The 26,613-nt window shown below is 68.3% G+C and carries 24 protein-coding genes and 1 other RNA gene; 23 read left to right on the forward strand and 2 right to left on the reverse strand.

Annotation, left to right across the window (positions count from 1 at the left end; all coding sequences use genetic code 11):
* Nucleotides 1-66: 66 nt before the first annotated feature.
* Complete coding sequence (locus tag dqs_RS04630) at nt 67-480, reverse strand: YraN family protein (RefSeq protein WP_011764605.1); 414 nt, start codon at nt 478-480, stop codon at nt 67-69.
* On the opposite strand from dqs_RS04630, the gene rsmI reads away from it, so the two are divergent.
* From rsmI to dqs_RS04735, 21 genes are all read left to right on the forward strand, one after another.
* Entirely contained in the window at nt 479-1,366 is an 888-nt protein-coding gene (gene rsmI / locus dqs_RS04635; RefSeq protein WP_011764606.1) for a 16S rRNA (cytidine(1402)-2'-O)-methyltransferase, read from the forward strand. The genes dqs_RS04630 and rsmI overlap by 2 nt on opposite strands.
* 55 nt (nt 1,367-1,421) lie before the next feature.
* Complete coding sequence (gene pyrC, locus dqs_RS04640) at nt 1,422-2,456, forward strand: dihydroorotase (protein WP_065339804.1); 1,035 nt, start codon at nt 1,422-1,424, stop codon at nt 2,454-2,456.
* Nucleotides 2,453-2,884: a hypothetical protein gene (locus dqs_RS04645; RefSeq protein ID WP_011764608.1), complete on the forward strand. Its 432-nt coding sequence runs from the start codon at nt 2,453-2,455 to the stop codon at nt 2,882-2,884. The genes pyrC and dqs_RS04645 overlap by 4 nt, the downstream gene beginning before the upstream one ends.
* Before the next feature lie 44 nt (nt 2,885-2,928).
* Nucleotides 2,929-3,371, forward strand: an RNA gene (rnpB, locus tag dqs_RS04650) — RNase P RNA component class A.
* A 315-nt stretch (nt 3,372-3,686) separates the two neighbouring features.
* The gene (gene mraZ / locus dqs_RS04655) at nt 3,687-4,130 is read left to right on the forward strand and encodes a division/cell wall cluster transcriptional repressor MraZ (RefSeq protein WP_011764609.1); all 444 of its coding nucleotides are present in this window, start codon (nt 3,687-3,689) and stop codon (nt 4,128-4,130) included.
* Entirely contained in the window at nt 4,127-5,065 is a 939-nt protein-coding gene (rsmH, locus tag dqs_RS04660) for a 16S rRNA (cytosine(1402)-N(4))-methyltransferase RsmH (RefSeq protein WP_084018231.1), read from the forward strand. Before mraZ ends, rsmH begins: the two co-directional genes overlap by 4 nt.
* Entirely contained in the window at nt 5,062-5,325 is a 264-nt protein-coding gene (ftsL, locus tag dqs_RS04665; protein WP_011764611.1) for a cell division protein FtsL, read from the forward strand. Before rsmH ends, ftsL begins: the two co-directional genes overlap by 4 nt.
* Nucleotides 5,322-7,082 (forward strand): peptidoglycan D,D-transpeptidase FtsI family protein, encoded by a 1,761-nt coding sequence (locus tag dqs_RS04670; protein WP_011764612.1) that lies wholly within the window; start codon nt 5,322-5,324, stop codon nt 7,080-7,082. Before ftsL ends, dqs_RS04670 begins: the two co-directional genes overlap by 4 nt.
* Nucleotides 7,079-8,584, forward strand: a complete 1,506-nt coding sequence (locus tag dqs_RS04675; RefSeq protein WP_065339805.1) for a UDP-N-acetylmuramoyl-L-alanyl-D-glutamate--2,6-diaminopimelate ligase — start codon at nt 7,079-7,081, stop codon at nt 8,582-8,584. Before dqs_RS04670 ends, dqs_RS04675 begins: the two co-directional genes overlap by 4 nt.
* A complete protein-coding gene (locus dqs_RS04680; protein WP_065339806.1) occupies nt 8,581-9,993 on the forward strand; it encodes a UDP-N-acetylmuramoyl-tripeptide--D-alanyl-D-alanine ligase in 1,413 nt (470 codons plus the stop codon). Before dqs_RS04675 ends, dqs_RS04680 begins: the two co-directional genes overlap by 4 nt.
* Before the next feature lies 1 nt (nt 9,994).
* A complete protein-coding gene (gene mraY, locus dqs_RS04685; protein ID WP_011764615.1) occupies nt 9,995-11,083 on the forward strand; it encodes a phospho-N-acetylmuramoyl-pentapeptide-transferase in 1,089 nt (362 codons plus the stop codon).
* Entirely contained in the window at nt 11,080-12,498 is a 1,419-nt protein-coding gene (gene murD, locus dqs_RS04690; RefSeq protein ID WP_065339807.1) for a UDP-N-acetylmuramoyl-L-alanine--D-glutamate ligase, read from the forward strand. Before mraY ends, murD begins: the two co-directional genes overlap by 4 nt.
* The gene (ftsW, locus tag dqs_RS04695) at nt 12,495-13,727 is read left to right on the forward strand and encodes a putative lipid II flippase FtsW (protein WP_011764617.1); all 1,233 of its coding nucleotides are present in this window, start codon (nt 12,495-12,497) and stop codon (nt 13,725-13,727) included. The genes murD and ftsW overlap by 4 nt, the downstream gene beginning before the upstream one ends.
* Nucleotides 13,724-14,794, forward strand: coding sequence for an undecaprenyldiphospho-muramoylpentapeptide beta-N-acetylglucosaminyltransferase (gene murG / locus dqs_RS04700; RefSeq protein WP_065339808.1), 1,071 nt, complete (start codon nt 13,724-13,726; stop codon nt 14,792-14,794). Before ftsW ends, murG begins: the two co-directional genes overlap by 4 nt.
* Entirely contained in the window at nt 14,791-16,194 is a 1,404-nt protein-coding gene (gene murC, locus dqs_RS04705) for a UDP-N-acetylmuramate--L-alanine ligase (protein ID WP_065339809.1), read from the forward strand. The genes murG and murC overlap by 4 nt, the downstream gene beginning before the upstream one ends.
* Entirely contained in the window at nt 16,191-17,105 is a 915-nt protein-coding gene (locus dqs_RS04710) for a D-alanine--D-alanine ligase (protein WP_011764620.1), read from the forward strand. The genes murC and dqs_RS04710 overlap by 4 nt, the downstream gene beginning before the upstream one ends.
* Nucleotides 17,098-17,934, forward strand: a complete 837-nt coding sequence (locus dqs_RS04715) for a cell division protein FtsQ/DivIB (RefSeq protein ID WP_065339810.1) — start codon at nt 17,098-17,100, stop codon at nt 17,932-17,934. The genes dqs_RS04710 and dqs_RS04715 overlap by 8 nt, the downstream gene beginning before the upstream one ends.
* Nucleotides 17,931-19,160, forward strand: a complete 1,230-nt coding sequence (gene ftsA / locus dqs_RS04720) for a cell division protein FtsA (protein WP_011764622.1) — start codon at nt 17,931-17,933, stop codon at nt 19,158-19,160. Before dqs_RS04715 ends, ftsA begins: the two co-directional genes overlap by 4 nt.
* 141 nt (nt 19,161-19,301) lie before the next feature.
* On the forward strand, nt 19,302-20,444 hold the full coding sequence (gene ftsZ / locus dqs_RS04725; RefSeq protein ID WP_011764623.1) for a cell division protein FtsZ: 1,143 nt from the start codon (nt 19,302-19,304) through the stop codon (nt 20,442-20,444).
* A gap of 165 nt (nt 20,445-20,609) precedes the next feature.
* Nucleotides 20,610-21,533 carry a UDP-3-O-acyl-N-acetylglucosamine deacetylase gene (gene lpxC, locus dqs_RS04730; protein ID WP_011764624.1) on the forward strand — a complete coding sequence of 308 codons (924 nt, stop codon included), beginning with the start codon at nt 20,610-20,612 and terminating at the stop codon, nt 21,531-21,533.
* Between the two features lie 34 nt (nt 21,534-21,567).
* Nucleotides 21,568-21,756, forward strand: a complete 189-nt coding sequence (locus tag dqs_RS04735; RefSeq protein ID WP_011764625.1) for a hypothetical protein — start codon at nt 21,568-21,570, stop codon at nt 21,754-21,756.
* Nucleotides 21,757-21,760: 4 nt separating this feature from the next.
* On the opposite strand, the gene dqs_RS04740 is transcribed toward dqs_RS04735, so the two are convergent.
* Nucleotides 21,761-22,189, reverse strand: coding sequence for a DciA family protein (locus tag dqs_RS04740; protein ID WP_011764626.1), 429 nt, complete (start codon nt 22,187-22,189; stop codon nt 21,761-21,763).
* A gap of 105 nt (nt 22,190-22,294) precedes the next feature.
* On the opposite strand from dqs_RS04740, the gene secA reads away from it, so the two are divergent.
* The gene (gene secA / locus dqs_RS04745) at nt 22,295-25,024 is read left to right on the forward strand and encodes a preprotein translocase subunit SecA (RefSeq protein ID WP_065339811.1); all 2,730 of its coding nucleotides are present in this window, start codon (nt 22,295-22,297) and stop codon (nt 25,022-25,024) included.
* 76 nt (nt 25,025-25,100) lie between these two features.
* Nucleotides 25,101-26,582 carry an HDOD domain-containing protein gene (locus dqs_RS04750; protein ID WP_065339812.1) on the forward strand — a complete coding sequence of 494 codons (1,482 nt, stop codon included), beginning with the start codon at nt 25,101-25,103 and terminating at the stop codon, nt 26,580-26,582.
* Nucleotides 26,583-26,613: the final 31 nt, after the last annotated feature.

Genomic DNA, 26,613 nt, shown 5'->3' on the forward strand with positions numbered 1-26,613 from the left:
GCGTGAGTGCTCTCAGGGTCGGCTCGGGGTGGTTGCACCTTCTTACTCAAGCAGGCTGTGCCAAGGCTAGTCCGCGTCGAACGCGGCTTGCAGCCAGGTTGGCGGCGTGGTCGCGGGCCCTTCGAGCAGCACCACGTCGAAACGGCACGGGCGGTGCGCGTGGCGCCGGCCCTCGCCCGCCAGCCACCATTGCGCGGCGAGGATGACGCGACGGCGCTTTTCGGCGGTGATGCTGGCGGCGGCGCCGCCAAAGCGTGGATTCGCACGCATCCGGACCTCGACGAACACCAGCATGTCGCCGTGCAGGCCGACGAGGTCGAGTTCGCCGCCGCGGCAGTGACGGTTGCGCGCGAGGATGCGGACGCCTTGCGCCGCCAGATGGGCAGCGGCCCGCTCCTCCCCTTCGCGTCCGCGGGCTTGCATGGGGCTGGCGGCCGCGCCGACAATTCCGCTTCTTTCCGCTTTCCGATCCGTCTTCATGTCCGAATTTCCTTCCACGCCCACCGCGGTACTTTCAAGGACACCGTCATTGTATGTGGTGGCGACGCCGCTCGGAAACCTGCAGGACATGAGCTTTCGCGCGCTTGGCGTGCTGCGCGCGGTGGATACGATCGCCGCCGAAGACACGCGCCACAGCCAGCGTCTGCTCGATGCCTACGGCATCCGCTCGAAGCTTCTTGCGCTCCACGAGCACAACGAGCAGGCGGCGGCCGGGCAATTGATCGAACGTCTGAGCCAGGGCGAGAACATCGCGCTGATCACCGATGCGGGGACGCCCGCGGTGTCGGACCCGGGGGCCCGGGCAGTGGCGCGGGTGCGGGCGGCCGGTTTTCCGGTGGTGCCGGTGCCGGGGCCTTGCGCCGCGGTGGCGGCGTTGTCGGTAGCGGGCTTTGGCGAGGATGGTTTTCGCTTCGTGGGCTTTCTGCCGCCCAAACAGGCGGCGCGGTGCGCCCGGCTTGCGCCCTTGCGCGACGAACGCGCCGCACTGGTGTTCTACGAGGCCCCGCACCGGGTCGAGGAATGCGTCGCGGACCTGGCGCGCGAGTTCGGGCCGGCGCGGCGGGTGCTCGTTGCGCGCGAACTGACCAAGCTGCACGAGGAGATCGCTTGTTTCTCCCTCGGCGAGGCTGCTGCCTGGTTCGCGGCGGACACCAACCGGGTGCGCGGTGAATTCGTGCTGGTGGTGGAAGGGGCGCCGGCCCGCGAGGGGCTTGATGCCGAAACCGAACGGGTGCTGACGTTGCTGCTGGCGGAGTTGCCGGTCAAGCGCGCGGCGCGCCTCGCGGCGGATATCACCGGCGCCGCGAAGAATGCCTTGTACGCCCGTGCGCTCGAGTTGAAAGGCGAGGCGGAGGGCGAGGGCTGAGCGCGGCTGCCGCCCCGATCGCGCCTATAATTCCGCATCCCCCAGCGAGTCTCACATGCAATCGATAACCTTCACCCGCCCCGACGACTGGCATCTCCACGTGCGTGACGGCGCCGCCCTGGCCGCCGTCGTGCCGCACACCTCGGAGCGCTTCGGCCGCGCCCTGATCATGCCGAACCTGCGGCCGCCGGTCACCACGACCGCGCAGGCCCTGGCCTATCGCGACCGCATCCGCGCAGCGGTGCCGGCCGGGCTCGCGTTCGAGCCGCTGATGAGCCTGTACCTGACCGATAACACCGCGCCGGACGAAATCGAGCGCGCGCGGGCATCCGGCGCGGTCATCGCCGCCAAGCTCTATCCGGCCGGCGCCACCACCAACTCCGACGCCGGCGTGACTGCGATCGACAAGATCTATCCGGTGCTCGAACGCATGGAGGCCTGCGGCCTGGTGCTGTGCGTGCATGGCGAAGTAACCGGGGGCGAGGTCGATGTGTTCGACCGCGAGCGCGTATTCATGGAGAAGACCCTGTCGCCGCTGGTGCGCCGCTTCCCGGCGCTCAAGGTCGTGTTCGAGCACATCACCACCGCGGAGGCGGCGCAGTTCGTCCGGGCGGCCGGTGCCAATGTGGCCGCCACGGTCACCGCCCATCATCTGCTGCTGAACCGCAACGCCATCTTTGCCGGCGGCATTCGGCCCCACCACTACTGCCTGCCGGTGCTCAAGCGCGAAACCCACCGTGTCGCGCTGGTCGAGGCCGTCACCTCGGGCAACCCGCGTTTCTTCCTGGGTACCGACTCCGCGCCCCATGCGCGCAGCACAAAGGAAGCGGCGTGTGGTTGCGCCGGCTGCTACACCGCCCATGCCGGCATCGAGCTGTACGCCGAAGTGTTCGACGCGGCCGGCGCGCTGGAGCGGCTGGAAGCCTTCGCGAGCCTCAACGGCCCGGCCTTCTACGGTCTCGCGCCGAATGCCGACAAGATCACGCTGGTGCGCGAGTCGTGGTCGGTGCCGGGCGGGTTTCCCTATCTGGATGACGATCCGCTGGTGCCGCTGCGCGCGGGCGAATCGGTGGGCTGGAGGCTGGCGTGATCACCCGGCTGCGGCGGGTCCTGTTGCTGGCCGCGCTGCCGCTGCTGGCCGCATGCGAGAACTCGGCAACCGCGTACTCGATCGAGGGTAGTCAGCATGCGCTGATCCTGGTGCGCGAACAGAGCTATTTCTGGGACAGCGAGATCAAGCAGGCCATCGTCGCGTCGCGACTGCCGCAGTGCCAGAAGCGCGTCGCGATCCATCCTGGCAGCAAGGTGTTGACGGAAGTCCTGGTGTACGAGGCCGGCGACCGGCTGTGGGCGCTGCAGCAAGGCAATCGCTGGTATCTGGCCAGTACCGAGCGCTGCCTGGTGCAGGACTGGGACAAGCCGGCCGATGCCCCGCTCGGTCCGCTGGTGGGCAGCTTCCGGCTGCGCGACGGCGCGCCGGCCTTCGTTCCGGCGCAGGAGGCCGCCCCGGTGCGGTGATTTGGAGCCGGGCTCGCGGTCGGCGCGGGTATAATCCGCGCCGGGAAGTTCGCCAGGCAGTCGCTGCGTGCCACGTGTGCGTGGAGGAAAGTCCGGGCCCCGCAGAGCAGGATGCCGGCTAACGGCCGGGCGCCGTGAGGCGACGGAAAGTGCAACAGAGAGCAGACCGCCGATGGCTCTTGTCGAGGAGTTCGCTCTTCGCGGAGCACAGGTAAGGGTGAAACGGTGCGGTGACGCGCGCAAGCGCGGCGCCGGTCGGAGCGCAAGCTTCGGCGGGTAAGAGCCCACCGCAGGACTGGCAACAGGACTGGCACGGTAAACCCCATCCGGGGCAAGGCCAAATAGGGGAGCATTGGCGTGGCTCGCGTCGCTCCCGGGTAGGCTGCTAGAGCGCCGCGGTAACGCGGCCCCCAGAGGAATGACTGCCCGGCGACTGCGGCTTGCCGCGGTCGTTCGACAGAACCCGGCTTATCGGCGAACTTCCCAATTCGCCTTTCGTGGCATGTCATAGGCGCTCGCGCCCCACTTCCGCGGGTTTTTCGACCCCGATTTCCCACTCCCTCCCACTTCGCCTCCTTCTATGGCGGAAGTTCATCCCGCTTCGCATGAGCATGCGCTAGCGCCATTGATTTTTCAGGATTTATACATCGCCGCGCAGACTTGGTAAGTCATTGTGTAACAACGAAAAACCCGGCGGCTCAGGCTTGACCGGGTTTTTTGTTTCCCTTAGAGTGGGGGCGGGTGGAAAAAAGTGGGGCAAAGTGTCATTTCCGATGCTTTGCGGCGGCGTTCAGGGGGAAGGATGTTCCAGGGGGCGGTAGCGCTCAGTCTCGATGCGAAGGGTCGTCTTGCGATCCCGGCGCGGCATCGGGACGCCCTCACGCCCGACGGTGCGCCGCTGGTCATGACCGTCCATCCGCACCGCTGCCTGCTCGTCTATCCGCTCACCGCGTGGGAACCCATCCGCGAAAAGATCACCAGCCTGCCGGGCATGGATCAGGCCACGCTCAGCTTCAAGCGCATGCTGGTCGGTTTTGCCCAGGAAGAAACGCTGGATGCCGCCGGGCGTGTGCTGGTCGCGCAATCGCTGCGCCAGTTCGCCGCGCTCGACAAGCAGGTCTGGCTGGTCGGGCAGGGCACGCACTTCGAACTCTGGTCGGATGCCGGCTGGCAGAAGCAGCAGGAGGCGATGCTGGCGCTGGTCGACAACCCCTTGCCCGCCGGACTGGAGAACTTCGTCCTGTGAGCGCCCAACTGCAACACGTCAGCGTGCTGCTCACCGAGGCGGTGGATGCGCTGGCGATCAAGCCGGAAGGCATTTACGTGGACGGCACCTTCGGCCGCGGCGGCCACAGCCGCGCGGTGCTCGCCCGGCTGGGCGCGGGCGGCAGGCTCATCGCTTTCGATCGCGACCCCGCGGCGATCGCGGCGGGTCAGGCGATCGCCGATCCGCGCCTCGAACTCGTCCATGCCCCTTTCAGCGAATTCGCGGTCGTGCTCGACCGTTTGGGCGTCAGCGCCGTCGACGGCGTGCTGCTCGACCTTGGCGTGTCGTCGCCGCAGCTCGACGATGCCAGCCGCGGCATGAGCTTTCGCTTCGACGCGCCGCTGGACATGCGCATGGACACAAGCCGCGGACGCACCGTCGCGGAATGGCTGGCGGAAGCCTCCGTCGCCGAGATCACGGAGGTCATCAGAGACTATGGGGAAGAACGGTTTGCTTATGCGATTGCAAAGGCGATTGCAGCTGCTCGGACAGGGGGGGCTATCGCAACCACTGGACAGCTTGCCGCGATCGTGGAAAAGGCGGTCCGTACACGCGAGCCGGGGCAGCACCCAGCGACGCGCAGCTTCCAGGCTCTACGGATTTTCATCAATCAGGAACTCGAAGAGCTGACGACCGTGCTGCCGGACTGCGTTGCGCGCCTGCGCGAGGGCGGCCGGCTGGTGGTGATCAGCTTTCATTCGCTCGAGGACCGCATCGTCAAGCGCTTCCTGCGCGACGAAGCGCGTCCGCCGCAGCTGCCGTCGCGGCTGCCGGTGCGCGCGGCCGACCTCCCGCCGCCCCGGCTGCAACTCGTCGGCAAGGCGCAGCGGCCGGGCGAGGCTGAAGTGGCGGCCAATCCGCGCGCGCGCAGCGCAGTGATGCGGGTGGCCGAGCGCTGCGGGGTGGCTGCATGATCCGCTTCGACGCAATGCTCGTCGCACTCGTGGTCGCCAGCGCGCTCGGCGTGGTGGCCGCGCAGCACCAGTCGCGCAAGCTCTACATCGAGCTGGAGCGCGAGATGGCGCGCGCCCACAGCCTCGACGTTGAGTGGGGGCAGCTGCAACTGGAGCAAAGCACCTGGGCAGCGCACGCGCGGGTCGAAAAGCTCGCCCGCGAACGGCTCGGCATGCGCCCGCCGGTGCCGGGGCAGATCGTGGTGCTGGAGGCACAGTGAAGAAGCAGCGCACCGTCACCTTCAACCACAATCCGCTGCTCAAGCGCGAGCTGCCGGCGTGGCGCGCGCGCTTCGTGCTCGTCATGCTGATGGGGTGCTCGCTGGCGCTGATCGGGCGCGCGCTCTACCTGCAAGGTGTAAACAACAGCTTCCTGCAGGCCAAGGGCGAAATGCGCTATGCCCGCGTGCTGGAAGTCCCCGCCACGCGCGGACGCATTTCCGATCGCAACGGCGACATGCTGGCGGTGAGCACGCCCGTGCGCTCGATCTGGGCGATCCCGGCCGACGCCCGCCTCGAACCCGCCGCCGCACGCCAGCTCGCCACGCTGCTCGAAATGGATGTGCGCGAGCTGAACGACAAGCTCGCCCCGGGCCGTGACTTCGTCTATCTCAAGCGCCAGCTGCCGCCCGAGGTCGCAGACCGCATCGCCGCGCTCAAGCTGCCCGGCGTACACCAGCAGCAGGAATATCGCCGCTACTACCCCGGTGGCGACGTGACCGCGCACATGCTCGGCTTCACCGGGGTCGAGGACCGCGGCCAGGAAGGCATCGAACTGGCCTACGAGAAGATGCTGGCCGGCATGCCCGGTTCGCGACGCGTGATCAAGGACCGCCGCGGCCGCATCGTGGAGGACGTGGAATCGATCCGGCCGCCGCGCGACGGCGACGATATCTCGCTCGCGATGGACGGCAAGATCCAGTACATCGCCTACAGCGCGTTGCGCGAGGCCATGCAGCTCAACAAGGCGAAGGCGGGGGCCGCCGTGGTGCTCGACGCGCGCACCGGGGAAGTCCTTGCGTTGGCGAACGCGCCTACCTACAACCCGAACAACCGCAGCAACCTCACGGGCGCGCAGCTGCGCAACCGCGTGTTTACCGACAGCTTCGAGCCCGGCTCGGTCATGAAGCCGTTCATTGCCGGTCTGGCGCTCGAAACCGGCAAGGTGAAACCGACCACGGTGATCGACACCTCCGCCGGACGCATGACCATCGGCACCGCGACCATCTCGGATTCGCACCGCAGCGGCCCCTTGACCGTCGCCGAGGTGATCCAGAAGTCGTCCAACATCGGCACTGTCAAGATGGCGCTGCAGTTCACGCCGGCCGAGATGTGGCAGCTCTATCACCAGCTCGGCTTCGGTTCGCCGCTCAATCTCGGCTTTCCGGGCGAAACCGGCGGCCGTCTGCGCCCGGCCAAGACCTGGCGCCCGATCGAGCAGGCGACCATGTCCTATGGCCACGGCATCTCGGTCACCCTGATCCAGATGGCGCGCGCCTATCTGGTGTTCGCACGCGACGGCGAACTCGTACCGCTGTCGCTCACCAAGCTGGACGGGCCGCCCAGCGGCGGAACCCGCATCTTCTCGCCGCAGACGGTGCAGACGCTGCGCAACATGCTCGAAACCGTCACCCTGCCCGGCGGCACTGCCACCAAGGCACAGGTGCCCGGCTACCGCGTCGGGGGCAAGACCGGCACCGCGCTGAAGCTGGAAGGCGGGCACTACACCAAGCGCTACATCGCGTCCTTCGTCGGCATCGCGCCGATCTCCAATCCGCGCCTCGTCGTGGCAGTGATGATCGACGAGCCGAGCGCGGGCAACTACTACGCGGGTACGGTGGCCGCGCCGGTTTTCGCGCGCATCATGGAAGGCTCGCTGCGCACCCTCGGCGTGGCGCCGGATGCGCCGCTGACGCCGCTGCAGCTGGCCCGCAAGCCCAACGAACCCGCGCCCGCGGCGGTCCGGGAGAGCATGTGAGCAACCCTGCCTTCGTGCTGCTCGATCAGCTCCGCGCCAGCGGCGTCCGGCCCGCCGGCATCACGGCCGATTCGCGTCGTGTCGGGCCGGGGGCCGTGTTCGCGGCGTGGCCGGGGCATGTCACCGACGGCCGCCGTTACATCGCCTCCGCCATCGAGCGCGGCGCCGCTGCCGTGTTGTGGGAAGAGGGCGACGGCTTTCACCCGGGAGAACTTCCGGTTCCAGGGTTCGCGGTGCCCAGGCTGCGCGAACTCGCAGGTGCGCTTGCCCACGAGATCTATGACCGGCCCTCCGCGCGGCTGTGGATGGCCGGCGTGACCGGCACCAACGGCAAGACCACGGTCACGCAGTGGCTCGCGCGCGCGCTGGGCGAACTCGGCAGCCGCTGCGGCATCGTCGGTACCCTCGGAAGCGGGTTTCCGGACCAGCTCAGCGCCAGTCTCAATACCACGCCCGATGCGCTCGAACTGCATGCCACGCTCGCTCGCCTGCTGGGCGAAGGCGCAGCCGCCGCGGCCATGGAAGTGTCGTCCATCGGACTCGACCAAGGGCGGGTGAACGGCGTCGAGTTCGACGTGGCGGTGTTCACCAACCTTACCCGCGACCATCTCGATTACCACCGCACGATGGACGCCTATGCCGAAGCCAAGGCGCGTCTTTTCGCGCTGCCGGGCATCAGCCGCGCCGTCATCAATCTGGACGACGCCTTCGGCCTGACGCAGGCCCGCCGCCTCGTCGCCGCCGGGCAGGTCGATGTGATCGGCTACACCTGCGTCGCCTCCAACGCGGACGCGGTGCCGGGCGCCCGTGTGCTGGTGGCGGACCGGCTCCAGGCCTCGCCCTCGGGCCTGCAGTTCTCGCTGCACTGGGCGGGGCGCCAGTCCGACCTGCAGGTGCGCATGGTCGCCCCGTTCAATGTCTCCAATCTGCTCGCGGTGATCGGCGCGCTCGTCATGCGCGGGGTCGCGGTAGAGGAAGCGCTGGCCGTGGTCGGCCGCCTCAATCCGCCGGAAGGTCGCATGCAACTGGTGGGCGGGATTGGAGAGCCGCTGATCGTGATCGACTACGCGCACACGCCGGATGCGCTCGCCAAGGTGCTGGAGGCGGTGCGCGGCACCGTGCGCAGCCGCGGCGGCCGCCTCGTGTGCGTGTTCGGCTGCGGCGGCGATCGCGATCCCGGCAAGCGCCCCCTGATGGGAGAAGTCGCCCGCCAACTGGCCGACCGCGTCGTGGTCACCAGCGACAACCCGCGCAGCGAAGACCCGCGCAAGATCATCGACGCCATTGCCGCCGGGGCGGGTGCGTCGGCCGACTGCGTCGTGGACCGCGCCGAAGCGATCCGCATCGCGGTGGGCGAGGCCGGGCCCGACGACGTCGTCGTGCTGGCCGGCAAGGGCCACGAACCATATCAGGAGATCCACGGTCAGCGTCTGCCGTTCTCCGACGTCGAGCAGGCGAAGGCGGCGCTGGCAGTGTGGAACGACAGGAGAACGACGGCATGATGAGCCTGCTCGACGCCAGCCGCGCGCTGTCCGCACATCACGCGGTGGCGCAAGGCGCGGTGCGCTTTTCCAGTGTCGGCACCGACAGCCGCGGCATCATCCCCGGGCAGCTCTTCGTTGCCCTGCGTGGCGAGCGCTTCGACGGTCACGAATTCGTCGCCGCCGCGCTCAAGGCGGGCGCCGCCGCGGCCATGGTCGACGCGCGTGGCTTTACCGAATTCGGCGACGCCAGCCTGCCGCTGCTGGTGGTCGACGACACCCGGCTCGCGCTCGGCACCCTCGCCGCGACGTGGCGTGCCCGCTTTGCGATTCCGGTCATCGGCGTCACCGGCAGCAACGGCAAGACGACGGTCAAGGAAATGTGCGCCGAGATCCTGCGCGCTCAGGCGCGGCGTGATGGCGCCGGCGACGAGGCGGTGCTCGCCACGCGCGGCAACCTCAACAACGACATCGGTCTGCCGCTGACGCTGCTCGAACTGCGCGACCACCACCGCGCGGCGGTCATCGAGATGGGCATGAACCATCCGGGCGAGATCGCCTACCTCACCGGGCTTGCACGGCCGACGGTGGCCATCGTCAACAACGCGCAGCGCGCGCACCTGCAGGGCCTGGGCACGCTGGGGGAAGTGGCGCAGGAGAAGGGCGCGATCTACCAGGGCCTGGGTGCCGCCGGCGTCGCGGTCGTCAACGCCGACGACCCGCACGCGGGCTATTGGCGCGACCTCAATGCCGGGCGCCCGATTGTGAGCTTTGGTATCGACCAGCCGGCCGACGTTGCCGGGGAATGTACCCTGCACGGCCTTGGTTCCCAGCTCCACATCGCCGCGCCCCAGGGACGGGGCGAGGTTGAACTGCAGGTGCCGGGACTGCATAACGCAAGCAACGCGCTCGGCGCCGCCGCCGCCTGTCTTGCCGCGGGCGTGGTGTTCGAAGCCGCGCTCGAAGGCCTGGCGCTCTACGAAGGCACCCGCGGCCGCCTGCAGCGCAGGGCCGGGCCGCAGGGCGCGGTCATCCTCGATGATTCCTACAACGCCAACCCGGATTCGGTGCGCGCCGGCATCGACGTGCTCGCGAGCACGCCGGGTCACACCTTCCTGGTGCTGGGCGACATGGGCGAAGTGGGGCAGACCAGCGCCCAGGTGCACGACGAAATCGGGGGCTACGCCAAGAGCAAGGGCATCGACGGCCTGTACGCGCTGGGCGAGGCGAGCGCGATCGCGGTGCGCAATTTCGGCGAAGGCGCGCATCACTTCGACAGCGTGGAGGCGCTGGTCGGGGCGCTCGCACCCCGGCTCGACGCCGACGCCGTGGTGCTGGTGAAGGGCTCACGCTTCATGAAGATGGAGCGGGTGGCGGACGCGCTTGCGGCACTGCACAATGGCGCCCCCCAAAAGGACACGAACTCGTAACATGCTGCTCGAACTCGCCCTCTGGCTCGGCCAGGACATCCGCGGTTTCAACGTCTTCGGCTACATCACGCTGCGGACGGTGCTGGCCGCGCTCACCGCGCTGGCGATCTCGCTCACCGCCGGGCCGGGCGTCATCCGCTGGCTGGCTGCCAAGAAAATCGGCCAGGCGGTGCGCGACGACGGCCCCAAGTCGCACCTCACCAAGGCCGGCACGCCGACCATGGGCGGCGCGCTGATCCTGATCGCCATCGGCATCACCATCCTGCTGTGGGGCGATCTGCGCAACGCCTACGTGTGGGTCACGCTGCTGGTCACGCTCGGCTTCGGCGCGGTGGGCTGGGTGGATGACTGGCGCAAGGTGGTGCACCGCGACCCGAAGGGCCTCGCGAGCCGCTGGAAGTATTTCTGGACCTCGGCGATCGCGCTCGGCGCTTCGATCTTCCTCGGTCTCAGCGCCACCACGCCGGCCGAAACCGAACTGATCGTGCCCTTCTTCAAGGCGGTGGCCTATCCGCTCGGCGTCTACGGCTTCATCGCGCTGACCTACTTCGTCATCAACGGTACCAGTCACGCGGTCAACCTCACCGACGGCCTCGACGGGCTGGCGATCATGCCGACGGTGATGGTCGCCGGCGCACTGGCGATCTTCGCCTACGTCGCCGGCCACGCCGGCTTCTCCAAGTACCTCGGCGTGCCCTACATCGCCGGTGCGGGCGAACTCGCGGTGTTCTGCGGCGCGATCTGCGGTGCCGGTCTCGGCTTCCTGTGGTTCAACGCCTATCCAGCCGAAGTCTTCATGGGCGACGTCGGCGCGCTCGCGCTCGGCGCCGCGCTCGGCACCATCGCGGTCGTGGTGCGGCAGGAAATCGTGCTCTTCATCATGGGCGGCCTGTTCGTCGCCGAAACCCTCTCGGTGATGGTGCAGGTGCTGTACTTCAAGGCATCCGGGGGCAAGCGCATCTTCCGCATGGCGCCGCTGCATCACCACTACGAACTAAGCGGCTGGAAGGAAACCCAGGTGGTGGTGCGCTTCTGGATCATCACCCTGATGCTGGTGCTGTTCGGCCTGTCGACGCTGAAACTGAGATGACGCAGCCGTCCTTCTCCTCCTCGCTTGCTGGCCGCCACGTGCTCGTGCTCGGGCTGGGCGAGTCCGGTCTGGCCATCGCCCGCTGGTGCGCGCGCTGCGGCGCGCGTCTGCGCGTGGCCGACAGCCGCACGACGCCGCCGGGGCTGGAGGCGCTGCGCGCTGCCGCGCCGCAGGCCGCAGTCATCACCGGCAGCTTCGGTGACGAAGTGCTGGAAGGAATCGACGTGGTCGCAGTCAGCCCGGGGCTGGACCCGCGCGTGGGCGTGATCGCGAGCGCGCGCCGCCGCTGCCTGCAGATCACCGGCGAGATGGCGCTGTTCGCCCAGGCCCTCACTGATCTCGGCGCGCGCGATGCGACCCGCATCCTCGCGATCACCGGCACCAACGGCAAGACCACCACCACCGCGCTGACGGCCGCGCTCGCGCAGTCGGCCGGGCTGGATGCGGTGGCGGCGGGCAATATCAGCCCGGCCGCGCTCGATGTGCTGATGGCGCGACTCGACGCCGGTCAGGCGCTGCCGCAATGCTGGGTGCTGGAGCTTTCCAGCTTCCAGATCGAGACCGCGCAGGCGCTCGACGCCGATGCCGCGACGGTGCTCAACGTCACCGACGACCACCTCGACCGCTACGCCGATCTCGCCGATTACGCCGCCACCAAGGCGCGCATCTTCCAGGGGCGTGGAGCGCAGGTGCTCAACCGCGAAGACGCGCGCGTCGCCGCCATGGTGCTGTCCGGCCGCAAGGTCGTGCGCTTCGGCACCGATGCACCGCAGAATCCGGCCGATTACGGCCTGGTCGAAGACGCCGGGCGCTGCTGGCTGGTGCGCGGCGGCGAACGGCTGCTCGCGCTCGACGAACTCGCGCTCGCCGGCCGCCACAACGCCGCCAACGTGCTGGCCGCGCTGGCGTTGTGCGAAACCGGCCTCGGCCTCGCGCCGGCGCAGTTGCTCTCCGGTCTGCGTGCCTTCCGCGGCCTGCCGCACCGGGTGGAACTGGTGGCCGAGCGCGCCGACGGCGTGCGCTACTACGACGACTCCAAGGGCACCAACGTCGGCGCCACCGTGGCTGCGCTCGACGGACTCGGCGGTCGCGTGGTGCTGATCGCCGGCGGCGATGGCAAGGGCCAGGACTTTTCGCCGCTCGCGCCGGTGCTCACGCGCCATGCGCGCGCGGTGGTGTTGATCGGCCGCGACGCGAAGCTGATCGAAGCCGCCGTGGCCGGATGCGGCGTGCCGCTGGAACACGCCGCCGACCTCGACACCGCGGTGCTGCGCGCCAATGCGCTGGCGCGGCAGGGTGACGCAGTGATGCTGTCCCCCGCGTGCGCCAGCCTCGACATGTTCCGCAACTACGCCCACCGCGCCGAAGTGTTCATCGCCGCGGTGCGTCGCCTGCCCGAGGTCAGCCCGCGATGAAGCTCGGCGCCCTGTTCTCGGCCTGGTTCCCGTCGCGGCCGGCGCCTGTCGGCGGCGGCGAGACGGCGCGCGTGGTCAGCCGCCTTGCGCGGCCGGGCGCACCCGCGCGCGAACTCGATCTGCTGCTGATCTGGTCGGCGGTCGGCCTGCTGCTGCTCGGCCTGGTCATGGTGTATTCGGCCTCGATCGCGATCGCCGAGGGCAGTCGGTTCACCAACAACCAGTCGCACTACTTCCTGTTGCGCCACGCGATCTTCCTCGCCATCGGGATCGGCTGCGGGCTGGCCGCGTTCCAGCTGCCGATGGCGAAGTGGCAGCGGCTTGCGCCAGCCCTGTTCGTGGGCGGGGTGGTGCTGCTGATCGTGGTGCTGATCCCTGGCATCGGCCGCGAGGTCAATGGCGCCCAGCGCTGGCTGTCGCTCGGTCCGGTCAACCTGCAGCCGTCCGAACTGATGAAGGTCTTCGTCGCCCTCTACGCGGCCGACTACACGGTACGCAAGCTCGACGCCATGGGCAGCTTCACCCGCGGCTTCCTGCCGATGATGACGGTGATCCTGTTCGTCGGCTTCCTGCTGCTGCGCGAGCCCGACTTCGGCGCCTTCGTCGTGATCACCACCATCGCCTTCGGCGTGCTCTTCCTCGGCGGCGTGAATGTGCGCGTGTTTGCGCTGCTGGCGGTGGTCGCGGTGATCGGCTTCATCATCCTGATCTGGACCTCGCCCTACCGGCGCGAGCGCATCTTCGGCTTCATGGACCCGTGGCAGGACGCCTTCGGCAAGGGCTACCAGTTGTCGCACGCGCTGATCGCTTTCGGCCGCGGCGAATGGTTCGGCGTCGGCCTCGGCGGCAGCGTCGAAAAGCTGTTCTACCTGCCGGAAGCCCACACCGACTTCCTGCTCGCGGTGATCGCCGAGGAACTCGGCTTTGCCGGCGTGGTGATGGTGGTGGCGCTGTTCGCCATCCTCGTACAGCGCACCTTCGCGATCGGCCGCGAGGCGATCAAGCTCGAACGCTACTTCTCCGGCCTGGTCGCGCTGGGCATGGGTTTGTGGATGGGGGTGCAGTCCTTCATCAACATGGGCGTGAACATGGGCCTGCTGCCGACCAAGGGCCTGACCTTGCCGATGATGAGCTTCGGCGGTTCCGGCATCGTCGCCAACTGCGTGGCGCTGGCGATCCTGCTGCGGATCGACTGGGAAGTCCGTCAGTTGAAGCGGGGTGGCGCATGAAGACCCTGCTGGTGATGGCGGGCGGTACCGGCGGCCACATCTTCCCCGGCATCGCGGTGGCGGAAGCGCTGCGTGCGAAGGGCTGGCGCATCGTCTGGATGGGTAATCCGGACGGCATGGAGGCGCGCATCGTCCCGAGCCGCGGCTACGACACCGCCTGGGTGCGCTTCGGCGCGCTGCGCGGCAAGGGGCTGGTGCGCAAGCTGCTGCTGCCGGTCAACTTGCTGGTCGGCTTCTGGCAGGCGCTCGGTCAGCTGCGCCGCATCAAGCCCGATGTCGTGCTCGGCATGGGCGGCTACATCACCTTCCCCGGCGGCATGATGGCGGCGCTCCTCGGCCGGCCGTTGGTGCTGCACGAACAGAATTCGGTTGCCGGGCTCGCCAACCGCGTGCTCGCCGGCGTCGCCGACCGCGTGCTGTCGGGCTTTCCGTCGGTGCTGAAGAAGGCGGGCTGGGTGGGCAACCCGGTGCGCGAGGACATCGCCTCCGTGGCGGCGCCGGCCGCGCGCTTCGCCGGCCGCAGCGGCCCGCTCAACGTGCTGGTGGTGGGCGGCAGCCTCGGCGCCGCGGTGCTCAACGACACCGTGCCCAAGGCGCTCGCGCGCATTCCGCTGGAGTTCCGCCCGCAGGTGGTGCACCAGGCTGGTGAAAAGCAGATCGATGCGCTGCGTGCGGCCTATGCGGCGGCCGGCGTGGAAGGCGACCTGCGCCCCTTCATCCAGGACATGGCCGCCGCTTACGCCGAGGCCGATCTGGTGATCTGCCGCGCCGGCGCGCTCACCGTGGCCGAACTTGCGGCGGTCGGCGTGGCCAGCCTGCTGGTGCCCTTCCCGCACGCGGTGGACGACCACCAGACTGGCAACGCGCGTTTCCTGGCCGAACACGGCGGCGCCTACCTGCTGCCGCAAAACGAACTCGACGCCGAACGACTGGCCGGCATTCTCGCCAGTCTGGACCGTCCGCAACTGTTGCAGATGGCCGAGCACGCCCGCGCGCAGGCGAAGCCGCGCGCGACCGAGGCGGTCGCCCGTGCCTGCGAGGAACTGGCGGAGGGACGCAAGGCATGAAACATAAAGTCAAACGCATCCACTTTGTAGGTATCGGCGGCGCCGGCATGAGCGGCATCGCCGAGGTGCTGGTCAACCTCGGCTACAGCGTCAGCGGCTCGGATCTCGGCGACAGCGCCGCGACCCGCCGCCTGAAGGCGATGGGCGCGAAGGTCGTGCTCGGCCACGACGCCGCCAACGTCGAAGCGGCCGATGCGCTGGTGGTATCCACCGCGGTGAAGAACGACAACCCGGAGGTGATCGCGGCGCGTGCCCGTCACATCCCGATCGTGCCGCGCGCGCAGATGCTGGCCGAGTTGATGCGGCTGAAGAGCGGCATCGCCATCGCCGGCACCCACGGCAAGACGACCACCACCTCGCTGGTGGCCAGCATCCTCGCCGAAGGGGCGATGGACCCGACCTTCGTGATCGGTGGCCGCCTCAATGCCGCCGGCGCCAATGCGCGCCTCGGCAAGGGCGATTTCCTGGTCGCCGAGGCGGACGAATCCGACGCCTCCTTCCTGATGCTGAGCCCGGTGATCTCGGTGGTGACCAACATCGACGCCGACCACATGGACACCTACGGCCACGATTTCGCCCGCCTCAAGCAGGCCTTCGTGGACTTCCTGCAGCGGCTGCCCTTCTACGGCGTCGCGGTGCTGTGCGAGGACGATCCGCACGTGCGCTCGATCATGCCGCTGGTGTCCAAGCAGGTGGTGCGCTACGGCCTGTCCGAAACCGCCAACATCCGCGCCGAGAACATCCGCGCCGAAGGCGGCCGCATGATCTTCGACGTGTTGCGGGTCAATGGCAGCACCACCCGGCTGGCCGATGTCGTGCTCAACCTGCCGGGCCTGCACAACGTGCGCAATGCGCTCGCGGCGATCGCGGTGGCGACCGAAGTGCAGGTGCCGGACGATGCGATCGTCAAGGCGCTGGCCGAGTTCAGCGGGGTCGGCCGTCGCTTCCAGCGCTACGGCGAAGTCGCCGCACCGTCCGGCGGCACGTTCACGTTGATCGACGACTACGGCCACCACCCGGTGGAGATGGAAGCGACGCTGGCCGCGGCGCGCGGCGCCTTCCCGGGCCGCCGCCTGGTGCTGGCCTTCCAGCCGCACCGCTACACCCGCACCCGCGACTGTTTCGAGGACTTCGTCAAGGTGCTGTCGACGGTGGATGCGCTGCTGCTGGCCGAGGTCTATGCCGCTGGCGAGGCGCCGATCGTCGCCGCCGACGGCCGCGCGCTGTCGCGAGCGCTGCGGGTGGCAGGCAAGGTGGAGCCGGTGTTCGTCGAGGACATCGGCGGCATGCCGCAGGCGGTGCTGGAGGCGGTGCGCGACGGCGATGTGGTGATCACGATGGGTGCGGGCAGCATCGGCGCGGTGCCGGGCAAGCTCGCCAGCAACGAGGAGCAGGCGTGAAGCAGCGGTTTGGAAAAGTGGCGGTGCTGTTCGGCGGCTCTTCCGCCGAGCGCGATGTTTCGCTGATGTCGGGCGCGGCGGTGCTGGCCGCGCTGCAGGGTGCCGGGGTCGATGCGCACGCCTTCGACCCGGCCGAGCGCGACCTCCACATCCTCAAGGAAGAGGGCTACGACCGCGTCTTCATCGCGCTGCACGGCCGCGGCGGCGAAGACGGTACGGTGCAGGGCGCGCTCGAACTGATGGGCATCCCCTACACCGGCAGCGGCGTGATGGCCTCGGCGCTGGCGATGGACAAATGGCGGACCAAGATGGTGTGGCTGTCCTGCGGGTTGCCGACGCCGCGCTACGCCATCCTCGACGCCGACAGCGATTTCGACGCGATCGCGCGCGACCTCGGCCTGCCGATCTTCGTCAAGCCGGTGCATGAAGGCTCCAGCATGGGCGCGACCAAGGTGACCGAGGCCGGCCAGTTGCGCGCCGCGTGGGAACTGGCTGCGCGTTACGACAGCCTGGTGATCGCGGAGGAGTTCATCTCCGGCCAGGAGCTGACCGCGCCTTTCCTCGACGACCGCGCGCTGCCGCTGGTGCGCATCGTCGCCCCCGACGGCAACTACGACTACCAGCACAAGTACTTCACCGACGACACCCGCTACGACTGCCCCTGCGGCCTGCCGCAGGCCGAAGAAGAGGCGCTGCAGGCGCTGATCCTCAAGAGCGCGCGCGTGCTTGGCTGCCGCGGCTGGGGCCGCGCCGACCTGATCCTGACCCCCGAAGGGCGGCCCTATTTGCTGGAGATGAATACTTCGCCCGGCATGACCGGCCATTCGCTGGTGCCGATGTCGGCACGTGTGGCGGGCATGTCGTTCGAAGCGCTGTGTCTGGCGATTCTCGCGGGAGCCCGTCTTGGCTGAGTTCCGCACGCGCGCCTCCGCCGCTGCTGCCCCGCGTGGGGCGGCGCGCGAGCGCGAGCGCGCGCGCGTGGAGCGCGGTCTGTGGCACCGGCCTGCGCTGCTGCACCTGATCTCCGACCTGTTGATGCTGTTCGCCGCGGTGGCGTTCGGCTGGGCGCTGGTGGCGTGGTTCGTGTCGCGGCCGCTGTTCCCGCTGCGCGAGGTGATCCTGCTGTCGCCGGCGGAGGAAGTGACCGAGGCCCAGCTGGAATACGTCGCCCGCACGGCGATCCGCGGCAACTTCTTCACCGTCGATCTGGAGGCGGTGCGCGAGGCGTTCGAGTCGGTGCCCTGGGTGCGCCGCGCCGAAGTGCGCCGCCGCTGGCCCGACGGTATCGAGCTGCGGCTGGTGGAGCAGCGCGCGGTGGCGTCCTGGAAGCCGGTGGAAGGCGGGGAGCCGCGGCTGGTCAATTCCGACGGCGAGCTGTTCGCCGCGACGACGACCGATCCGATGCCCGCGCTGGCGGGCCCGCAGGGCACCTCGCAGCGCCTGCTCGCGCGCTATCAGCAACTGGGGGCGATGCTGCAGCCGCTGAACCTGCATGTGGTGGGGGTCAGCCTGTCGGCGCGCGAGGCCTGGCAGCTGACGACGGACAACGGAATGGTGATCCTGCTCGGACGCGAGTCGGAGCAGGGCGTGCTCGACCGGCGACTGAAGCGTTTCATCGCCGCGTGGCCGCAACTGCAGCAACACGTGGGAACCACGGTGGCGGTGGCCGACCTCCGCTACCCGGGCGGATTCGCATTGACGCCGGCGGACGGCGTCATCGCAGGAAAAGGCAAGCAATGAGCAAGGAATACAAGGAACTGATCGTCGGGCTGGACATTGGCACCGCCAAGATCACCTGCATGGTGGCCGAGGTGCGGCCGGACGGCCGGCTCAATGTCGTCGGCCTCGGCACCCAGCCGACCAGCGGGTTGAAGCGCGGCGTGGTGGTGAACATCGAGGCCACGGTGGACGCGATCTCGCGCGTGATCCAGGAGGTCGAGCTGATGGCCGACTGCAAGATCCGCGATGTGTACACCGGCATCGCCGGCAGCCACATCAAGAGCTTCAACTCAAACGGCATGGTCGCGATCAAGGACAAGGAGGTCACGCCGCTCGACGTCGAGCGCGTGATCGAGGTCGCGCGCGCGATGCCGATCCCGGCCGAGCAGCAGATCCTGCACATCCTCACCCAGGAATTCATCATCGACGGCCAGGGCGGCGTGCGCGAACCCATCGGCATGAGCGGCGTCAAGCTGGAAGTGAAGGTGCACATCGTCACCGGCGCGGTGTCGGCGGCGCAGAACGTCATCAAGTGCGTGCGCCGCTGTGGCCTTGAGGTGATGGACCTGATCCTGCAGCCGCTGGCTTCCAGCTACGCGGTGCTGACCGAGGATGAGAAGGAGCTCGGCGTCTGTCTGGTGGACATCGGCGGTGGCACCACCGACATCGCCGTGTTCACCCAGGGCGCGATCCGCCATACCGCGGTGCTGCCGATCGCCGGCGACCAGATCACCAACGACATCGCGATGGCGCTGCGTACCCCGACCGCCGAGGCGGAGGACATCAAGATCCACCAAGGCGTGGCAATGCACCAGATGGCCGACGCCGAGGAAATGATCGAAGTGCCGGGCGTGGGCGATCGTCCGCCGCGCAAGCTGTCGCGCCAGGCGCTGGCCGACGTCATCGAGCCGCGCGTGTCGGAGCTGTTCGAGCTGGTGCAGGCGGAGTTGCGCCGCAGCGGCTACGAGGAACTGCTGTCGTCCGGCATCGTGCTGACCGGCGGTTCGTCGGTGATGCGCGGCATGGCCGAGCTGGGCGAGGACGTGTTCCACATGCCGGTGCGCATCGGTTCGCCGCAGTACGACGGGGGCTTGGCCGACGTCGTCTGCCAGCCACGCTACGCCACCGCGATGGGCCTGGTGATGGAAGGCGCGGCGCAGCGCCGGCGCGGCATCCAGGCGCGCGACACGCGTTCGGTGAAGCAGATCTTCGGGCGCATGAAGGCCTGGTTCGAAAAGAATTTCTGACCGCAGACATAAATGCAGTCATTTTGAATGAGTACCTGTGTTCGGCCCGATATTTAGTAGTAGACTTTATGGTTAATACTAGATACGGGTCGGTCGGGTGTCGGTTGAATAGCAGGGCCGTTTTCCATGGAGGCGAGGCAAATGTTTGAAATCGTTGAGAAAGAACCGACCGGAACGATCATCAAGGTGATCGGCATCGGGGGCGCCGGTGGCAACGCCGTCGATCACATGATCCGCGAGGGAGTGCAGGGGGTGCAGTTCATCTCCGCCAATACCGATGCGCAGGCGCTGTCGCGCTGCCTGGCGTCGACCAAGATCCAGCTCGGCGTCACCGGTCTTGGCGCCGGTTCCAAGCCGGAAGCCGGCCGCGCCGCGGCGCAGGAGTCGCGCGAGCAGATCGCCGCCGCGCTCGAAGGTGCCCACATGTGCTTCATCACCGGCGGCATGGGTGGCGGCACCGGTACCGGCGCCGCGCCGGTCGTGGCGGAAATCGCCAAGGAAATGGGCATCCTGTGCGTTGCCGTGGTGACCAAGCCCTTCGATTTCGAGAACCGCATCCGCGTTGCCGAAAGCGGCGTCGAGGAACTGACCCGCCACGTCGATTCGCTGATCGTGGTGCTCAACGACAAGCTGCTCGACGTGTTCGGTGACGATGCCGGCTTCGAGGAGTGCTTCCGCTCTGCCGACAACGTGCTGCGCTCGGCCGTCGGCGGCATCGCCGAGATCATCAACGTGCCGGGTCTGGTCAACGTCGACTTCCAGGACGTGCGCACCGCGATGGCCGAAATGGGCCGTGCCATGATGGGGTCGGCCGAAGCCTCCGGCATGGACCGCGCCCGCATCGCCGCCGAGCAGGCCGCCGTGTCGCCGCTGCTGGAGGGCACCGAGCTGTCCGGCGCGCGCTGCGTGCTGATCAACATCACCGCCAGCAAGTCGCTGAAGATGTCGGAAGTGCGCGACGCGGTGAAGACGGTGCAGGCCTTCGCCGCGCCGGAAGCCTTCGTCAAGTACGGCACCGTGTTCGACGAGAGCATGGGCGACAACATCCGCATCACCGTGGTCGCTACCGGCCTGGGCACCCCGCGCGCCGCGCGCCAGCCGGTGATGCAGGTTGTGCAGGGCACCGGCACTTACGGCCCGATGGGCGGTGTCGATGCCAACCCCGCGATGCCGGAGGTGTTCCGCACCGGCCGCGGCGGCGCCCGCACCACCGTGGATGCGATGGCGAGCAACGGCATGGGCAATTACGACATCCCCGCTTTCCTGCGCCGTCAGGCCGACTAAGCACTGCGGCGTCCAGCCGCAGCCGACGGGCATCCCGTGCGTGCCGCCGCCTCCGGCGCGCGCGGGATGCCCGTCGCTTTTTCCTATCGCCGCGATAGCGCCCCCGCTGCCGGAAGCCCTCCATGGCACGTGCTAAACTATTGGCGTGATGAAGGAAAACAACAAATGATCCGGCAACGTACGCTCAAGTCCACGGTCAAGGCGACCGGGGTCGGCCTCCATGGCGGGCGCAAGGTCAACCTTGTGCTGCGGCCTGCTGCGCCGGATACCGGCATCGTCTTCCATCGCGTCGACCTCGATCCGCCGCTCGACCTGCCCGCCGATCCGTACGCCGTCTGCGACACCCGCATGTGCTCCGGGCTGGAGAAGGGCGGCCAGAAGGTCGGCACCGTCGAGCACCTGATGTCCGCGCTGGCCGGGCTGGGTATCGACAATCTGCATATCGACGTCGATGCGCCGGAAATTCCCATCCTCGACGGCAGCTCCGGCCCCTTCGTGTTCCTGCTGCAGTCCGCCGGCATCGAGGAGCAGAAGGCGCCCAAGCGCTTCCTGCGGGTCAAGAAGCCGGTGGAGTACCGCGAGGGCGACAAATGGGTGCGGCTGGAACCCTACGACGGTTTCCGGCTCGACTTCTCGATCGTCTTCAATCATCCGGCCATCGACAGCACCTCGACCGCGGTCAGCATCGACTTCGCCACCCACTCCTATGTGCGCGATGTCGCGCGGGCGCGCACCTTCGGCTTCATGCAGGATGTCGAGTTCATGCGCGCCAACGGGCTGGCGCTGGGTGGCAGCCTGGAAAACGCGATCGTGATGGACGAGTACCGGGTGCTCAACGCCGACGGGCTTCGCTACGCGGACGAGTTCGTCAAGCACAAGGTGCTCGATGCGATCGGCGACCTCTATCTGTGCGGCCATCCGCTGCTGGCGCGTTATTCGGCTCACAAGTCCGGCCATGCCTTGAACAACCAGATCCTGCGTGTGCTGCTCGAAGACCGCAGCGCCTGGGAGATCGTCAGCTTCGAACGCGAGGCCGCGACGCCGCCGGCGGTGGCCCACCAGTTCGCGCCGGTGCTGGCGGCCGCGTGAGCGCTCCGCACCCATCAAAAACCGGACGGGCGCAATGCTGATCATGCGGCTCGCCATCCTGCTCGTGGTGCTGGGCACCGGCGGCTCGCTGCTGCTGTGGCTCGCCACCGGCAAGCCGCGCTACAAGGCGTGGGCGTGGAAAAGCCTGCGCTTCGGGCTGGTCGTGGTGTTGGTGTTCTTCGCGCTGCTTCTGGTCGAACGGGTGCTCGCCCCCACCCTTTGACGCTTCAGCTGCTGCGTCGCGCCAGCCGTTCCAGCGATGCGCGCAGCGGCGAATCCGCCGGCAGCGTGGCGGCAAAGTCGGTGATGCTGCTGCGCGCCGTCTGCGAGATGTGGCGCTCCGGCGGCGGCCGGCGCCATTCCGCCTGCTGTGGCGTCGCCACCTTCACCTTGATCGACTGCAGCGGATAACCGGCCTGGAGAAACTGGGCCTGCAGGCTGGGCAGCATCTGCTTGAGCCGGCTGGCGGCCGCCCCGCCCTGTGCGGCGATGACGAGCGCGTCGTCCTTGATGTTGGCGACGCGGCACGCGTCGGCCAGCGCCGGCGGCAGCAGGCGTTCCAGCACGCCCTGCAGGCGGCGCAGCCGGGCGGCGTGGTCTTGCAGGCGGGCGAGGGCGTCGCCGCTGCCGAGGTAGCGTTGCAGGAGTCGGGTCATGGTGCGGCGCGGAGGGCGTTTTGGTGGCGCCAGTGGCGCGTCATGGGGCGATTAACGCGACATGATAAACTCGCCGCTTTGCCGAATCGACCTCGCCCCCATCTCATGATCTCCGGTCTGCTCAAGAAACTCTTCGGTAGTCGCAACGACCGTCTCATTCGCCAGTATTCCCAGAACGTGCGCAAGATCAACGCGCTCGAGCCGGAGATCGCAGCGCTTTCCGACGAGGCCCTGCGGGGCAAGACCGGCGAGTTCCGCCAGCGGCTGGCGGACGGTGCGACGCTGGACGATCTGCTGCCGGAAGCGTTCGCCGTCGTGCGCGAAGCCGGCAAGCGGGTGCACGGCATGCGCCACTTCGACGTCCAGCTGATCGGCGGCATGGTGCTGCACGACGGCAAGATCGCCGAAATGCGCACCGGCGAAGGCAAGACCCTGGTCGCAACGCTCGCCGCCTACCTCAACGCGCTGCCCGGCAAGGGCGTGCATGTCATCACGGTCAACGACTACCTGGCCAGCCGCGACGCCGAGATGATGGGGCGCATCTACGGCTTTCTTGGGCTCACTACCGGCTGCAACCTGTCGCGCATGGGCCATGCGGAGAAGCAGCTCGCCTACGCTGCGGACATCACCTACGGCACCAACAACGAATTCGGCTTCGACTACCTGCGCGACAACATGGTCTATGCGACCGGCGAGCGGGTGCAGCGCGGCCTCAACTTTGCCGTGGTCGACGAGGTGGACTCCATCCTAATCGACGAGGCGCGCACGCCGCTGATCATCTCCGGCCAGGCCGAAGACCACACCGACCTTTACCTGAAGATGAACCAGGTGGCACCGCTGTTGAAGCGCCAGGAAGGCGGGCTGGACGACAAGGACAGCGTGATCGAGCCGGGCGACTACACGGTCGACCTCAAGGCCCATCAGGTGCTGCTCACCGAGCAGGGCCACGAGAATGCGGAACAGATCCTGGTGCGCATCGGCCTGCTGCCGGAAGGCGCCGGGCTGTACGAGCCGGGCAACATCCTGCTGGTGCATCACCTTTACGCCGCGCTGCGCGCCCATGCGCTGTACCACAAGGACCAGCACTACGTGGTGCAGAACGGCGAAGTCGTCATCGTCGATGAATTCACCGGCCGCCTGATGGCGGGCCGGCGCTGGTCCGACGGGCTGCACCAGGCGGTCGAGGCCAAGGAAGGCGTACGCATCCAGGCCGAGAACCAGACGCTCGCCTCGATCACCTTCCAGAACTACTTCCGCATGTACGGCAAGCTCGCCGGCATGACCGGCACCGCCGACACCGAAGCCTTCGAGTTCCACCACATCTACGGTCTGGAAACGGTGGTGATCCCCACCAACCGGCCGATGGTGCGCAAGGACGAGAACGACAAGGTCTACCGCACCGCCAAGGAAAAATGGGAGGCGGTGATCGCCGACATCGCCGACTGCGTCAAGCGCGGCCAGCCGGTGCTCGTGGGTACCACTTCCATCGAGACCAACGAATACCTTTCCGGCCTGCTGAACAAGGCGAAGATCGCCCACCAGCTGCTCAACGCCAAGCAGCACGACAGCGAAGCGCAGATCGTCGCCCAGGCCGGCCGTCCCGGCGTGGTGACCATCGCCACCAACATGGCTGGCCGCGGTACCGACATCGTGCTCGGTGGCAATATCGAGAAACCGGTGTCGCAGGTGCGCGACGACGACAGCGTGCCCGCCGCCGAGAAGGAAAGCCGCATCGCCGCGCTGCGCGAGGAATGGCGCAAGGTGCATGAACAGGTGATCGCCGCCGGCGGGCTGCACATCATCGGCACCGAACGCCACGAGTCGCGCCGCATCGACAACCAGTTGCGCGGCCGTTCCGGCCGCCAGGGCGACCCTGGCTCCAGCCGCTTCTACCTGTCGCTGGAAGATCCGCTGATGAAGATCTTCGCCGGCGAGCGTCTCAACGCGATCATGGTCCGGCTGAAGATGCCCGAAGGCGAGGCGATCGAGCACGGCATGGTGACGCGCTCGCTCGAATCCGCCCAGCGCAAGGTCGAGCAGCGCAACTTCGACATCCGCAAGCAACTGCTCGAATACGACGACGTCGCCAACGACCAGCGCAAGGTCATCTACCAGCAGCGCAACGAACTGCTCGAAACCGAGGACATCTCCGAAACCATCCAGGCGATGCGTCAGGGTGTGCTGCACGACCTGTTCCGCACCTATGTGCCGGTCGACAGCGTGGAAGACCAGTGGGACATCGCCGGCCTGGAGCAGGCGCTGGCCTCGGATTACCTGCTTAAGCTGCCGCTGCTGGAGTGGGTGAAGGCCGAGCCCAACCTCGACGACGAAGCGATCCTGAAGCGCATCATCGATGCCGGCGAGGAAGCCTACGCGGCCAAGATCGCCCAGGTGGATGCCGCGGCCTGGCACCAGTTCGAACGCAACGTGATGCTGCAGAGCCTGGATACCCACTGGCGTGAGCATCTGGCGGCGCTCGACCACCTGCGCCAGGGCATCCATCTGCGCGGTTACGCGCAGAAGAATCCCAAGCAGGAGTACAAGCGCGAAGCGTTCGAACTGTTCGAGACCCTGCTCGACACGGTCCGGGCGGATGTCTCCAAGCTGCTGATGACGGTGCAGATCCGCACCGAAGCGCAACTGGACGAGGCGGAAGCGCCGCCCGAGATGGAAAACGTGCAGTATCACCACGCCGATTACGACGAAGCGCTGGCGGCGGCCGCGGCCAGCACGGCGGAGACGCCGGTGCAGGGCGGGCCGAAGGTGGGCCGCAACGACCCTTGCCCGTGCGGATCGGGGAAGAAATACAAGCATTGCCATGGCAAACTGAGCTGACCGTGCGGCGTCGCCACAGCTTTGAAGGACGGCCCCTTGCGGGCCGTCTGCATTTGCGGCGGCGGGGAGAGGGATCATGGCGAACAGACCCGACGACAAGAGCGGCGCACAGCGTCCGCAGCAGGCACGCGAACCACGTGGCGCGCAGGAATGGGTGGTGCATATCCGCGAGCAGGAGATGCCGGGATTCGGCGCCACGGTGGCGGCGGTGCACCGCGTCACCGGCGACGAGCAGGCCTCCGCCGGGCGCCTCGCCCAGGTCATCCTGCAGGATGCGGCGCTCACCACCAAGGTGCTCAAGCTTGCCAACAGCGCCTACTACAACCCCACCCGCCAGCCAATCAGCACCATCAGCCGCGCCATCGTGGTGCTCGGCTTCAATGTCGTCGTCGAGATCGCGATCGGCATCATGCTGGTCGATGCGCTGCTGACCGGGGGCGTGCGCCAGCGCGTGGTGGCCGAGATGGCGCGTTCCTTCCATGCCGCGGTACAGGCGCGCGCGCTGCTGCAGTTGCGCAAGGAGCGCGTGGGCGAGGAAGTCTTCATCGCCGCGCTGCTGGCCCGCGTGGGCGAGATGGCGTTCTGGTGTTTTGGCGGCGCCACCGCGCAGCGGCTGGATGGCCTGCTCGGCGCCGGCAACCTGGGGCCGGAGGAGGCGCAGCAGGCGGTGCTCGGCTTCGGCCTGCGCCAGCTTTCGCTGGGCCTGGCACGCGAATGGCGCCTGGGCAGCCTGCTAGTCGAGGTGCTCGAAGCGCGCCCGCGTCCCACGGTGGAGGAACTGGCGGTGGCGCACGCCCATCGTCTTGCCGCCACGGCCGAGAAGGGCTGGGACAGTCCGGCAATGGAGGCGATGTTCGAAAGCCTCGCGGTGTTCACCGGCGAGCCGGTGGAAGTCTTGCGGCCGCTGCTGGCGGCCAGTGCCGCGGAGGCCGCGCAGATCGCGAGCTTTTACGGCGCCAGCGAGGCCGGGCGGATGATTCCGCTGCCGGCTCCGGCCGTACTGGATACCGCCGCCGCCGAACCGCTGAAGGAGGCGGACCCGCTGCTGCAGCTGCGGATCCTGCGGGAAATATCCGGACGGGTCGCGGCGGGGGCGTCGGTGGGCGAGGTGCTCGAGCTCGTGCTCGAGGGCATCTACCGCGCGGTGGGCTTCGAGCGGGTGTTGTTCGCGCTGCTCGCGCCCAACCGCCAGCAGTTGGTCGGCAAGGCGGCGCTCGGGCGCGGTGCGGAGGCCTTGTCGCAGCGTTTCGTATTCACGCTGGACCAGGCGGCGGACGATCTGCTCAACGCCTTCTTCCGCTCACCGCGATTGATGCGGCTGGGCCCCGGGCAGCACCCCGCGGGCCTGGACGCGGGGCGGCTCGAACTGGTGGCCGGCGCCGCGCATGGCTGCATCGCGCCGATCCAGGTGCAGGGACGCCTGATCGGGCTGTTCTACGCGGACCGCCCCCGCGCCCGGACGCCGATCGACGACGACAGTCTGGCCAGCATGTTGCTGTTCAGCCAGCAGGTTTCCCTTGCCGCCGCGCGCGGCCTGCCGGGGGCCCGCCAGCAGTAGCGACCGGATCGGCTATGATCGCGGGCGCCCG

It is taken from the genome of Azoarcus olearius (genome assembly GCF_001682385.1).
Classification (GTDB): Bacteria; Pseudomonadota; Gammaproteobacteria; order Burkholderiales; family Rhodocyclaceae; genus Azoarcus; species Azoarcus olearius.